Source organism: Paenibacillus sp. J22FR83 (assembly GCF_059691955.1).
The window spans coordinates 89,644-102,996 of record NZ_JCAUAM010000002.1 but is presented as its reverse complement, the minus strand read 5'-3'; the positions used below and the strand labels follow the sequence as shown (position 1 = coordinate 102,996).

At 48.1% G+C, this 13,353-nt stretch carries 10 protein-coding genes; all 10 read left to right on the top strand.

Features of this window, described 5'->3' with window-relative positions:
• The first annotated feature begins 2 nt into the window (after nt 1-2).
• The 10 genes from AC58PV_RS04030 to AC58PV_RS03985 all read left to right on the top strand — a co-directional run bounded on the left by AC58PV_RS04030 (nt 3) and on the right by AC58PV_RS03985 (nt 13,353).
• Nucleotides 3-911, top strand: coding sequence for an alpha/beta hydrolase (locus tag AC58PV_RS04030; RefSeq protein WP_497431001.1), 909 nt, complete (start codon nt 3-5; stop codon nt 909-911).
• Nucleotides 912-1,086: 175 nt separating this feature from the next.
• Nucleotides 1,087-1,761, top strand: coding sequence for an MBL fold metallo-hydrolase (locus AC58PV_RS04025; protein WP_497431000.1), 675 nt, complete (start codon nt 1,087-1,089; stop codon nt 1,759-1,761).
• A 9-nt stretch (nt 1,762-1,770) separates the two neighbouring features.
• The gene (locus AC58PV_RS04020; protein WP_497430999.1) at nt 1,771-2,082 is read left to right on the top strand and encodes a hypothetical protein; all 312 of its coding nucleotides are present in this window, start codon (nt 1,771-1,773) and stop codon (nt 2,080-2,082) included.
• A gap of 148 nt (nt 2,083-2,230) precedes the next feature.
• Nucleotides 2,231-3,793, top strand: a complete 1,563-nt coding sequence (locus AC58PV_RS04015; protein ID WP_497430998.1) for a response regulator transcription factor — start codon at nt 2,231-2,233, stop codon at nt 3,791-3,793.
• Nucleotides 3,790-5,529, top strand: a complete 1,740-nt coding sequence (locus AC58PV_RS04010) for a sensor histidine kinase (RefSeq protein WP_497430997.1) — start codon at nt 3,790-3,792, stop codon at nt 5,527-5,529. The genes AC58PV_RS04015 and AC58PV_RS04010 overlap by 4 nt, the downstream gene beginning before the upstream one ends.
• Before the next feature lie 154 nt (nt 5,530-5,683).
• Entirely contained in the window at nt 5,684-6,610 is a 927-nt protein-coding gene (locus AC58PV_RS04005) for an ABC transporter permease (protein ID WP_497430996.1), read from the top strand.
• Entirely contained in the window at nt 6,604-7,464 is an 861-nt protein-coding gene (locus AC58PV_RS04000; RefSeq protein WP_497430995.1) for a carbohydrate ABC transporter permease, read from the top strand. The genes AC58PV_RS04005 and AC58PV_RS04000 overlap by 7 nt, the downstream gene beginning before the upstream one ends.
• Nucleotides 7,465-7,504: 40 nt before the next feature.
• Entirely contained in the window at nt 7,505-9,037 is a 1,533-nt protein-coding gene (locus AC58PV_RS03995) for an extracellular solute-binding protein (protein WP_497430994.1), read from the top strand.
• A 90-nt stretch (nt 9,038-9,127) separates the two neighbouring features.
• Nucleotides 9,128-10,516, top strand: coding sequence for an FAD-dependent oxidoreductase (locus tag AC58PV_RS03990; RefSeq protein WP_497430993.1), 1,389 nt, complete (start codon nt 9,128-9,130; stop codon nt 10,514-10,516).
• Nucleotides 10,517-10,560: 44 nt separating this feature from the next.
• On the top strand, nt 10,561-13,353 hold the full coding sequence (locus AC58PV_RS03985) for a polysaccharide lyase family 8 super-sandwich domain-containing protein (protein ID WP_497430992.1): 2,793 nt from the start codon (nt 10,561-10,563) through the stop codon (nt 13,351-13,353).

Sequence of the window (13,353 nt, the reverse complement as noted above, 5' to 3'; positions counted from 1 at the left end):
TTATGGACATCATGCAGGAGGCGCTGAAACTGAAAGGGCAAATGGATCGCTGCTGTGAATGGGGCTCCCCATATGAAACGATTGTTTATAAAGAAGCGGCCGGGCATCAGCTTCGGCTGTTGGTATGCCGGCCGGATGATTGGAGCGCGGCTGACGCAAGGCCAGCCGTCGTCTGGATTCATGGCGGCGGCTGGCGGGGGGGACGGCCGGAAATGCTGCTGCGCCATTGCCATATGTTTGCGGCGCGCGGCGCGGTGACCTTCAGCGTTGAATACCGACTCATGCCGAGTGAAGGCCAAGCGGTAGAACAAGGCAAGGCGCACGGCGTCGAAACGTGTATAGAAGATTGTCGCTCGGCCATACGCTATATACGCCTCCATGCAGCCGAACTTGGTATTGATCCGCAGCGTATCGCGGTTGTCGGGGACTCTGCTGGCGGGCATCTGGCGGTGAGCCTTGCCACGATGGATTGCTGCGATGCCCCCGGTGAAGACACGACCGTATCAGCTATGGCAAATGCCGTCGTGAACAGCAATGGCATCGTCGACTTTACAGGCCGTTGGAAATCGGCGGTACCCATTGTCGATATTGAGAAGGCTGGCGGCGACCCTGTGCGCGCCTGGCTGATGCGCCACGACCATGCGAAGGCGCTGTCGCCACTGTATCACGTGCGCCCGGGCCAGCCGCCGATGCTTATTATGCACGGCTTGCAAGACGCCACCGTCGTGCCGGAAGAAGCGGTGCGTTTCAATGAGGCATATTCAGAAGCGGGTAACGAGACGGAACTCGTCCTATATCCTCATTTAGCTCATGCGTTCGTCTTGTTCGATTACAAGACAGCAGAGGAGGAAGTATTGAAAGTCCTCGCTCGCATCGACGAATTTTTAACCCGATATGACTATTTGTTATAATTGTCATCTGATGAGGTATGCCCTACATGTCAACGAACGGCTAGTAAGAACTAGCCGTTCTATTTATATGCGTGAATGTTTTTGTGCTTCGCAATGGTATGCAAAAATTGATCTACTATGCGCCAGCCATTACAATAGAATGAAGTTAGTAGGCAAATATTTCGGAGGTGCAGGAATGGGAGATCAAGCAGGAATTCAACCGTTTATCTTGGATATGGATGTGAATGGAAATTCATTCGCCGTACATGCGGCACTACTGTGGGACGAGCAGGATGTTATCCTTGTTGATACAGGTATCCCTGGCCAGTTAGAATTGATTCGCAACGAACTTGCGGCAACATCCTTACCTTTTGACAAGCTGACGAAAATCATTATTACGCACCATGACATGGATCACATCGGGAGCCTGCCAGATCTGGTTAACGCTTCAGAAGGACGGATCGAAGTGCTGGCACACGAACTAGGCAAGCCTTACATTCAAGGGGAAGTGCCTACGGAGAAACGCAAGATATTGGTTACTCCGACTAAGGTCGATGTATCGCTTCAGGATGGGGACGTTCTCCCTTATTGCGGCGGCATTCAAGTTATTTATACACCTGGGCATACACAGGATCATATCAGTCTGTATCATCCCAAAAGTAAAACATTAATTTCCGGGGACGCGCTTACGTCGCAAGACGGTGTGCTTATGCCGCCGAATCCTCAGTTCACGCCGGATATGCCATTAGCTCTGGAATCTGTAGCCAAACTGCTGGACTATGATATTGAAACCGTCATTACTTACCACGGCGGCGTGTGTACGGATAATATTAAAGAGCGTCTTGCTCTAATAGCGCAAGGTCAGGCATAGGAGTACGCCATGGATCCCAAAGTCAAACAAGCTTTTGAGACGACACTTCATCACTGGGGGGTCATGACTTCTTACCAAAGTGATGAGAAGGAAGCTGTAGCCGATCAGTTTCAATCTTCGTTCTACGTATTTATTGATGCGGTCCGCGAGTGGCTGCTCCGTCAAGAGCCGCTGCCGTTAACACTGGATAATCTGCTAGAGAATCAAATGATGCAAGATATTTTCGATGAGCTGCCTGCGCCATTGCATTTGAATTTGGAGACCGAATTAGAGCTCATGCTCGATGGTATAGAACGCGTGGATGAAGATAAATACGACTGATGACTGACCCGACCCATGAAATAGATGGTGTTGGGTCTTTTTGTATTAGCGACGAAATCCATTGTTTTCTCACTCATCCTGATGGTAAAGTGATTGCAAGACAATCATGATCTCACAAGGCATATCACATGTAGGGGATTGAGAAACCATGAAGCTAATCATTATTGAGGATGAGCAGGAAATCCTGCAAGGTATGGCAGAAGCAGTGGCTGCGATTGCTGCGCAGGGGTTACAGATTATCACCGTAACGAATTCGGAAGAAGCAACTGAACTTATTCGATCTCATAAACCGGAAATCATTATTTCCGACATTGTCCTGCCGCAGCAATCAGGAATTGATATGCTCCAGGCGATTCAAATGTCGGACTACCATCCCAAGATTATTATGGTAAGCGGTTACAGTGACTTCCAGTATGCACAGCGCAGCATGCAGCTTGGCGCAATGGATTATTTATTAAAGCCATTCTCGCGAGAGGATTTTAGCACGAAAATTAAGCAGGTAATCGAGATGATTGAAGGTGAACGAAGGAATGATCAGTACATTTCTGGGCAAATGAAGCAGGCGGAGCTAGGAAAGAAGCTGCTCCAGAATAAATTTCTGCTCAGTTTATGCATGACGCCAACTGTGTTGCAAGAGCATATCTACCACCGCTTGCAGATGTGGGAACTCACTTGGCTCGCGGATGCTAATTTCTCCGTGATTGCCTTAGGTATCGTACGGCAGGATCGGCCAAATCCCGTGGATAAGCAAGCGGAGTTAGAAAATTTTGCTGTTGGGAACATTACCGAGGAACTAATAGAGGGGTTTCAGCCTGCTGTCGTGTTCCCGAATATTCATCACAATTGGATTCTAATTTCGCCTAGTGAAGTTATTGAACAGTTGGTAGTCGAGATTCAAACCCACGTGTGGCAGTATCAAAAGTTAACGCTAGGCTTCGGGATCAGCGAGCAGCAGTTCTCGTTCCAGAGCATTGCGACAGCGTATCAACAAGCGTTGAAAGCATTGAAAATGGTCTATATGAACCCTGGCCATAACGTTCATACGTATGCGGAGGAGCTCCAATCCGATCAGGAGCCGAGTCGATTGTCTTTCGAATTGGCGGCACAGGGAATGCTGCAGGGGGATCTGGACCAAATCAGCCTGACCGTCGATCACCTTGTTGGGTATTACGTCTCCGCGCAGGAAGTCAAGGATTACCAAGATGTTTCCAAGAAATGCTTGGAATGGATATTGAATTTGCACAGTGTACTGCGCGATAAATATGCGGTTCCCGTGAATCAAATCCCGATGTCCCTGTGGGAAGATCTCGAACAGTGCGAACAATTGGAACAATTAAAGGCGCTCATGCTGAATTATTTAACAGGTGTGGCTAAGCGAGTAGCCAGCTCTCATTCCAATGCCATTATCGAGAAGGCGAAGGCTCTCTTGGACACGCAGTATGCGCAGCATATTTCGTTACAGAGTGTTGCGGATCAGCTAGCGATCCATCCTGTTTGGCTCAGTCGGTTATTTAAAAAGGAGACGGGCACGAACTTTTTGGATTATATGACGGAGCTGCGTATTGAGCAATCGAAGAAGCTGCTGCGCGACAGCCAGTTGAAAATATATGAGATTGCCGAGCAAGTGGGCTATCAGGATTTGCAGTATTTCGGCAAGCTGTTTAAGAAGCGGACAGGGCAGACCCCGAAGGAGTTTCGATACGGCAAATGAACTTATTTCAAAAGCTGCTGCTGCCCTTGATGGTCGCCATTTTTATCCCTGTCGTGCTGCTTGGTTACTTGTCGTACGAACGGTCGAAAATGCAAGTTGAGGATGTCACATCCGCCTTCTTGCAAGACAATCTCCAGCATAATACGGAGAAAGTGAATGAATTTCTGAGAGAGCTGGATACCGCAGGTTTCCGTGTCATTGCTTCCTCCAAGCTGCAGCGCATGCTGCAGAATCCGCCGCCGCAGGACTTTTTTCAAGAAGCGGAATTCATCACGGAGATGAAAGGAATGACGGAGGAGCTCCGAGGCGCCTATGAGTTGTTCATTTTGCCGAATCATTATGAGAACTATCCGAACTATATGAATAGCCATTCTTCGTTCGGGTTGGAGCTGACGAGAGAACGTATCGAGAAATCCTTCGACTTAGGCGGGAAAGCCTATTGGGCTTTCGAGAACGTACAAGGGGGAGCGTCCAAAGATCTCTATTACATCCGATCGATTCGCACGTTGACTGATTTTCAAAATGCCGGTGTCATGGTGTTCAAAATATCGCATACGTGGATGGCCAAGCAGTTGATAACCCCTTCGCAGTACCCTCATTTCCAGTTGCTGCTAGCGGATGGTCAGGCGAATATCCTTGCTTCTAATTTGCCGATAGGGCCGGAACAGTCGGTTTCGCTGCCAACATCTACCCTTCAAGGTCAGACGAGTACGTTTGAAACCGAGGAGATGCAAGGGAGATCCTACTATGTGGCTTCTCAAGCGATAGCGGATAGCGGGAAGGATCTCTGGAGTCTGATTGCCACCATTCCCGTATCTGACTTAACCGTTCGGATTGATGGGATTAAAGCTTTTACGTTCTGGATGTTCGTTGGCAGCTTATTTATTATTTTCGTCATGCTATTCTTCATTGTTCGCCAGTTCACCACGCCGATTCAAGAGGTTGTCCGTCATATGCGGCAGGTTCAGCTTGGGCGACTGCTCTATTTCACGAAATTTGCTACGAAGAAGGATGAGATCGGGCAAATGGTACGTGGCTTTAATTCGATGATTCAAGGGATGGAGGGTCTCCTGCAGACGACGAAAGAGATTGAATACGAGAAGCAGCAGCTGCAGCAGCGTATGTTGATTAACCAAATCAACCCTCATTTTCTTTATAACACGCTCGATTCGATTAAGTGGAAAGCAGAGTCGGCGCATGAGCAAACCATTGGCGAGATGGTGACGACGCTGGCTAATATGCTGCGGTTCAGCATGAATGAAGAGAACGAATGGACAACGATTGAGCGAGAGCTGGAGCATGTGAGGAACTATATTAAAATTGAGCTGCTCCGCAACAATCAGGCCTTTCAGGTGCTATTCGATGTTCAACCGTCCTTGCTTCATCTGAAAATATTAAAGCTGCTCGTTCAGCCGTTATTAGAGAATGCTGTGAGGCATGGCATGAACAAATTAACCGAACGCAAGGGGAAGATTCTGGTTACGGTGTATCAAGAAGCTGAGGATCTCGTAATCCTCGTGGAGGATAATGGGAATGGCTGCGAAGCCCATCAGTTAGAGGCTTACAAATGGTCGGCTCCTGCCCAAGGGGCTACTGAAGGCGGCATTGGGCTATATAATGTGCATAGAAGGCTGCAATTGCACTACGGACGCCACTATGGTGTAGAGGTAGAAAACAAGGTGCCACACGGTTTTAAAGCGACTCTGCGTCACCCAATTCTAGAATCAACGGACTAATTAAAGGAAAGCGAGGGAAGGTGTCCTTGCTTTTTTTTGCCTTAAAAATGTCATGTGTTTCTTTAATTCTGACCTGTTACCCCGTTATTGGAAAAAGCTTATCATAAATCTATCAGGAGGCAAGGTCAACCAGATAGAAAGCGGGGACACAGCGATGCAGAGAACATCGACACTTACAAGAAAACTTAGCGTCATATGGTCATTTCGCGTTTTATACGCGATGCTGCTGCCAGGCTTGATTTATTACGCGGTGTACCGATACAGCCCAATGTTCGGCGCTATCATCGCGTTTAAGAATTTCAATGTCATGCTTGGCGTATTCGACAGTCCATGGGCAAGCCCGTGGTACGCACATTTCAAAACGTTTTATGATTCACCGTACTTCTTCACTTTGCTAAGGAACACGTTCCTGATCAGCATTTATAAGCTGTTGTTCGGTATGGTGCCGGGAATCGCTTTAGCTATTCTATTAAGTGAAGTCAGAGCGCGCTTCTTCAAAAGATTCGTGCAAACTGTCACCTATTTACCGCATTTCCTGTCTTGGATTATTATTTACGGGATTGCGGCAGCGTTCCTCTCCGAAACGGATGGCCTGGTCAATCTGTGGGTGAAGAACATCGGTGGGGACGCGATTTCGTTCCTAACGTCGACCACATGGTTTCGTACCATTCTTGTCGCATCGGATGTGTGGAAGGATATCGGCTGGACGGCGATCATTTACTTGGCTGCCATTACGAGCATTGATCCAACCCTGTATGAAGCGGCACGCATCGATGGTTCAGGCAGATTGCGCATGATTTGGCATGTGACCCTGCCAGGCATACGCCATGTGATCATCCTGCTCCTCATACTGAAGCTTGGACAGATTCTTGATGCAGGTTTCGACCAAATTTACATTATGTACAATGTGCAGGTTTACGAGGTGGCGGACATTATCGATACGTGGGTATTCCGCACAGGGCTCGAAGAGTTGAATTTTAGCTTAGCTGCAGCAGTTGGATTGTTTAAATCAGTTGTCGGTTTCGTGCTGGTCATCACAGCGAATCGTATAGCTAGACGGTGGGGGGAAGGCGTATGGTAAAAAGCAAACAAGAGGTCTGGTTCGATGTCCTTGTCTATCTAATCCTTGCCCTTCTCGTCGTATCGGTCATATTCCCGCTCATGTATGTGTTGTCCGTGTCGTTGACACCGCTTAGTGAAGTACTCAAGAATGGCGGTTTCGTCGCCTTTCCGAGGGAATTAACGTTAGAAGCCTACTCGGCTTTCATCCATGATCCTACGATACCTAGATCGTACGGGGTTACAATTTTCATTACGGTAGTGGGAACATTGCTGAACCTGCTAATCACAACGATGATGGCTTATCCGCTTAGTAAGAGCAGGCTGCCTGGACGAAACATTCTCCTGTTCTTGGTTGCCTTTACGCTGTTATTCAATGGCGGTGTCGTACCGACGTATCTCGTAGTCAAAGCGACGGGGTTAATTAATTCGGTCTGGTCGTTAATTATTCCAAGCTTGGTCTGGTCCTTTAATTTATTGATTATGAAAACTTTTTTTGAGAATCTCCCGGAAAGTCTCGATGAGGCTGCCCGAATCGACGGTGCTGGTGAACTGCGGATCCTATGGACCATTGTGCTTCCGCTCTCGTTGCCCATTATTGCGACAATCGGTCTCTTCTATGCAGTGGGTCATTGGAATGAATTCTTTCAGGCCATCATGTATGTCAATGATACGAGCAAGTTCCCGCTCCAGGTCGTCTTGAAGACGATTCTGATTAACTCCATGCTGCCGCCCATGGATATAGAGAGTGTATTACCTACGCAATCCTTGCAAATGGCTGCTGTTGTGCTATCGGCGGTACCGATCATCATCGTGTATCCGTTCATCCAGAAGTATTTTACACAAGGCGTTCTGCTTGGCGGTATTAAAGGGTAATGGATTCACGCTTCTACCTATATGAGAGGGGATTGTACAGATGAAGAAAATGTTCGCAGTAGCTGTATCGACAATGTTAATTGGCTGTGTGGTGGTCACGGGGTGCTCATCGAAGTCCGAAAGTGGCCAAGAGAAGGGCACGAAGGCACCAAGCGCGACAACGGCCGCAGGTCCGGTGAAAATTAATTTGTTCATAGGCGGATCCAACTATCCGGGAATGGCTGACGATTTTATTTTGAGCAAGCTGAATAAGGACTTGAATATGGATTTGCAATTTAACGTCGGGGCGACGGACTATGATCAACAGTTGAATGTAAAAATCGCCGGCGGCTCAACGCCTGATATTTTCTCGGTGTCCAAGGTGCAGCTTGCGAACTATGTGAAGCAGGGTATACTGCTGGATTTGACTCCCTACATGGATAAGATGCCGAATATCAAAGCGAAGCTGAAGGATGTTGACCTGAATAAAGGTAAAGTAGATGGCAAGCAATATGCGATCGCAAAACGTGCCTATCTGCCGATGTCGAGCTATTGGGTTCGCCAAGACTGGCTGGATAAGCTGGGCTTGCAGTCTCCGAAGACGTTGGACGAATTGAAGGCTGTAGCGAAAGCTTTTACAGAGCGTGACCCCGATGGCAATGGCAAAAAAGATACGTACGGTATTACTGGAATTGGTATAGGAACACCAGATGCTGTGAACACGCCAAGTACGTTTGACCCTGTATTCTCTGCATTCGGCGTGGCTTCCCCAGGGCAGTTCATGATTAAGGACAATAAAGTGGTGTATTCCACTACACAGCCAGAGACGAAGCAAGCTTTGTCTTACATCAAGGATATGATTAGCGAAGGCTTGGTCGATCCGGAGTTTATGACGAACAAGGGTTTGAAGCATCAGGAGAAAGCTTTTAAAGGGCAAGCCGGCATTCTGTATATCAACTGGGGCGAAATGACCAAGGATGATTATATTGCGCAGTACAGAGCGGTGAATCCAGCAGCGAATTGGGTGCAAATGGATGCGTTATCGGGTCCAGGCGGCAAGTACCAAGGTTATTTTGACATTAGTGCAACGGGTGGACGGTTTGCTGTGTCCAAAGAAGTTGCGAAGGACCCTGCGAAGCTGAATAAAATTCTGGAATATTTCAACTATATCGCAGATGGCCCAGGCTATTTAACGACGATGTATGGGATTGAAGGCACGCATTATAAAATGGAAAACAACATCCCTGTCGTGACGGACAGCTCCAAAACAGGCTTTGCCTTCAATCATCAATTAACAGGCCGGGATGAGAAAAATTATTTGAAAGCGAAATTCATGAAGCAGCTGCCGTTCATTGATTTTGCCGAGAAACAACCGCGCATAGAGACCTATACAGAGCTTATTCCGAATCCGGAAGGCGTGTCCATCAGTGATAAAAATCGCTTCGAAAGCGAAGAGATTACGAAGTTTATTTTTGGTAAGAGTCCACTAGACAGCTTCGATGCATTCACCAAAACATTAGAGACGAATTATCAGTTATCCAAATATGTAGAGCAAGGCAACTTGGTTCTGAAGCCGCTGGGCTATATCAAGTAGAGAGTAGGAATTGCGGGCTGGAGCAAGGCCGTCAGATAGCTTTCGTTTCAGCCCTTTCACATTTATAGGATGAGTGAGGAGTCGATAGAGATGCATACGAGCGAAATGATTTGGGAAGAAGCAAAGTCGGTTCCCGTGATTGAAGATGTGGATATTTGTGTGCTAGGGGGAAGTTGCACGGGGGTATTTGCCGCTGTACGAGCAGCGAGGCTTGGGGCGCGCGTGGTTATCGTGGAGAAGCAAAACAATTTCGGCGGCGTGGCGACGTCGGGCTTAGTCAATATCTGGCATAGCTTCTATGATACGGAGTTCAAGCAGCAGATTATTGGTGGGTTAACGCAAGAAACCGTGGAACGATTGGATCGGCGAGGGGCCGTAGCGGAAGAGAAGAAGAGTCATTCGGTCGGCTATGTGCTGAATACGGAAGAGTTGAAAATCGAATTGGATGAGCTGATTACGGAGTCGGGGGTGAGGCCTTATTTGCATACGATGTTCGTGGCACCTGTCCTTACCGATGGTAAATTAACGGCTATTCTCGTGGAGAACAAGTCGGGTAGAGGTGCAATTAAAGCGAAGATGTTCATCGATGCAACGGGAGATGGCGATTTGTGTGCGCGTCTTACGCTGCCATTGACTACAGCAGATCATCGTCAGCCGCCTACCACATGTGCCAAAATCGGTGGATGGGGCTCTGGCCCAGGATTTAACGATGTCACAGGGTTCAATTCGTTGAAGGGCTTGGACTTAAATGATGCACTCATTGCGCATCAAGCTGAATTCGACTTGCCAGAGGGCTTTGGTTGGGGACGCTTCGTGCCAGGCTCGACGGATGTCTATATGTACGCAGGAACAAGGGTGTACGATGCGGATTGCAAGGATGGGCTTTCTTTGACGCGCAGCGAAATGGAAGGAAGAAGGCAAGTGAGAGCGATCATGGATATGGTGCGCAAATATGGGCCAGACAATAAGCTCACGCTGCTCTCACTCCCTTCTTACATAGGCATTCGGGAAACAAGGCATATCCATTGCCAGTATCGACTTACGGGCGATGATGTGCTGTACGGTGTCCGTTTTGATGATGCCATTGCAAACGGCAGCTACCGTGTTGATATTCACCATGATGATAAGCCGGGAATTACATTTCAATATTTGGATGGCGAGCAGGCCTATGTGCGTCCGGGTTATCCGGTCGAGAAGGGCAGATGGCGGGAGAAAACGGAGCAAGATCCTACATTTTATCAGATACCGTACCGCTGCTTAGTTCCTGGAGGATACGACAACCTGCTGACCTGCGGTCGCATGATTGATGTGGATCGAGTCGCCTACGGGGCAGTTCGTGTCATGGTGAACATGAATCAGACGGGTGAAGCAGCTGGCGTTGCGGCTTATCTAGCGCTGCGAGCAGATATCGCCGTTGGCGACGTGAGTACGGAGGAGCTTCGTTCGACGCTGCGAGAGGGGGGATCTATTATTTTGTAAGCGAGGTCGGTTAATCGTACTACCATTATGAGAGGGGATGTTCCATGGTTACGGGGAAAGGACTGCGAGCTTGGTATGTTTGTCTGATGATGTTGTTGGTGTTTAGCGTAATGAGCAGTTATGTGCCACAGAAAGCGTATGCAACAGATGAATTTGATACCCTGCGTGCAAAATGGAAAACGATGCTGACTGGCGGAACGGGGTACTCCGTGACGGATGGGGATATTAAACCGAAAATAGACGCTATTACGGCAACGGCTCAAGATTATTGGGACCGTATGAACAAAGCGCCGGCGGCACCTACGAATTATTTGTGGGTTGATTTGCCAGCCGGAGATCGTACGTCCAGTCAAATAACCTCAGGCTTCCGCCGCATTAGGGATATGGCGTTAGCGACACAAACATACGGATCTCCGCTGTATGGGAACCCTCAACTTATCGCAGATGTCATCATGGCACTTGATTGGATGAATACTTGGCGATACAACGCTACCAAAGCCTCTTATGACAATTGGTGGGATTGGCAGATCGGCGCACCAACGGCGTTGAATGATGCTGTTGTTCTTATGTATGATTCACTTAGCGGGACGCAAATAACGAACTACATGAATGCTGTGATTAAGTATTTGCCTTCGGCAGGTAAAGCCGGTGCGAATTTGTCATGGCAGGCAGCAGTTCTCATCTTACGAGGTGTGATTATCAAGGACAGCGGGAGCCTTATTGCCGCTCGGGATGCATTAACGACCTTATTTTCAAATGTGACGACTGGTGATGGTTTCTACGCAGATGGTTCTTTCATCCAGCATAATATCTATGCATATACAGGTGGATATGGCGCTAACATTTTGATAGATACGGCGAATATGATGTATTTGTTAAAAGGTTCAACTTACGAGATTACGAATACGAGCCAGTCCAATGTGTATCAATGGATTTACAAATCCTATCAGCCGCTTATCTACAAAGGGGCGATGATGGATATGTCTCGAGGCAGGGAGATCGCTCGCTATACGTCGCAGGATCGGGATGCCGGACATTTCATTATGCAAGGAATTATCCGTCTCGCTCAAATTGCTCCCGCTGCGGATGCCAATGCCTTCAAAAGCATGATTAAATATTGGATTGGGTCGGAAAATCAAGGCAGTACCCTGAACAAGTTCTACACGGATGCGTCGATCAACATGATCTTGTTAGCCCAAGGCATCATGAGCGACTCCGCTGTAGTGCCAACAAGCGAACTGGTGAAATATCAGCAATTTAGTTCTATGGCTAGAGCGGTCCAGCTGCGTCCTGGCTATGGATTCGGCCTTGCGCTATTCTCGACCAAAATAGGAAGCTACGAAAGTGCAACTAGTGAAAATATGAAGGGCTGGTATACAGGAGTAGGTACGACTTATCTCTATAATAATGATTTGAACCAATTTAGCGAGGATTTCTGGCCAACGGTTGATAAACTTCGTTTGCCCGGAACGACGGTCGTTTCTGCGACGTATGCATTAAGCCAGCATAATACGAGCAATTGGGCCGGAGGCACAGATATCCTTGGTTTATATGGCGTTACTGGCATGGAGATGGGGATTACCTCGAATACGCCAAGTACGTTAGCCGCCAAAAAATCGTGGTTTATGTTCGACGATGAGATTGTGGCATTGGGTGCGGGAATTACGAGTGCTGATACGAAGTCGATTGAAACGATTGTTGAGAACCGAAAATTGAACAGTACAGGTTCCAATGCCTTGACGGTGAACGGCGTGGCGCAATCCACTAGTTTGGGATGGTCGCAGTCACTGCCTAGCGTTAGTACGATGCATCTGGCTGGCAATGTGCCTGGCTCGGATATCGGCTACTATTACCCAACAGCGGTGGCGGTCCAGGCGAAACGTGAAGAGAGAAAAGGGAATTGGAAACAAATCAAATCAACAGGGATAACATCAGGCACCGATATCTATAAGAATTATTTGACGATGTGGTTAGACCATGGCGGCAGCGCAACGAATCAGGCGTATCAGTATGTGATTTTGCCGAACAAAACGAGTGCGGAAGTATCCGGCTATGCCAGCAATCCGAATATTACGGTGTTGGAGAATTCGGCTAGTGCACAGGCGGTGAAAGAAAATACGCTGAATATCGTAGGTGTGAATTTCTGGAATGATGCTGTGAAGACCGTGGATGGGATAACTTCGAATAAGAAAGCATCTGTCATGACGAAGGAAACATCCGGTGATTTCGAAATATCTGTATCCGATCCGACGCAGGCGAATACGGGCTCTATTCAAGTTGAGATTAACAGAGCGGGGGCTGGGACACTCACGGCAGATGCAGGCATTACCGTTACCCAGTTAAGCCCTACGATTAAATTCAGCGTGAATGTGAATGGAGCGAAGGGGAAAGCATTCAAGGCTAAGTTCAGTCAGGCGCCGGTTGCAGCGACGATTATTGTGGATGATGCGGATACTACCGGCGTTACGCTGGTTGGAAGTTGGTCAATTGGCACGAATCTGACTAACAAATATGGCGCAAGTTATCTGCATGACGGTAACACCTACCATGGATTTAAGAGTGCTACCTTTACTCCTACACTAACGGCTGCGGGGACATACAACGTGTATATGTGGTGGCCTTCCCACACCAATAGGGCGACGAACGCCCAGGTCGACATCCTTCATGCTGGCGTTACTTCAACAGTTACCGTCGATGAACAGCAGAATGGCGGCCAGTGGAATTTGCTGGGTACGTATACGTTTGCTGCAGGTACGTCAGGTAATGTGAAAGTGCGCAACGATGGCGCAAACGGATTTGTAGCCGTGGATGCGGTTAAATTCGAGCCGGCGCCTTAG

Coding starts and splice junctions, on each gene's coding strand:
- AC58PV_RS04030 (WP_497431001.1), top strand. CDS start 3: ATGGACATCATGCAGGAGGCGCTGAAACTGAAAGGGCAAATGGATCGC.
- AC58PV_RS04025 (WP_497431000.1), top strand. CDS start 1,087: ATGGGAGATCAAGCAGGAATTCAACCGTTTATCTTGGATATGGATGTG.
- AC58PV_RS04020 (WP_497430999.1), top strand. CDS start 1,771: ATGGATCCCAAAGTCAAACAAGCTTTTGAGACGACACTTCATCACTGG.
- AC58PV_RS04015 (WP_497430998.1), top strand. CDS start 2,231: ATGAAGCTAATCATTATTGAGGATGAGCAGGAAATCCTGCAAGGTATG.
- AC58PV_RS04010 (WP_497430997.1), top strand. CDS start 3,790: ATGAACTTATTTCAAAAGCTGCTGCTGCCCTTGATGGTCGCCATTTTT.
- AC58PV_RS04005 (WP_497430996.1), top strand. CDS start 5,684: ATGCAGAGAACATCGACACTTACAAGAAAACTTAGCGTCATATGGTCA.
- AC58PV_RS04000 (WP_497430995.1), top strand. CDS start 6,604: ATGGTAAAAAGCAAACAAGAGGTCTGGTTCGATGTCCTTGTCTATCTA.
- AC58PV_RS03995 (WP_497430994.1), top strand. CDS start 7,505: ATGAAGAAAATGTTCGCAGTAGCTGTATCGACAATGTTAATTGGCTGT.
- AC58PV_RS03990 (WP_497430993.1), top strand. CDS start 9,128: ATGCATACGAGCGAAATGATTTGGGAAGAAGCAAAGTCGGTTCCCGTG.
- AC58PV_RS03985 (WP_497430992.1), top strand. CDS start 10,561: ATGGTTACGGGGAAAGGACTGCGAGCTTGGTATGTTTGTCTGATGATG.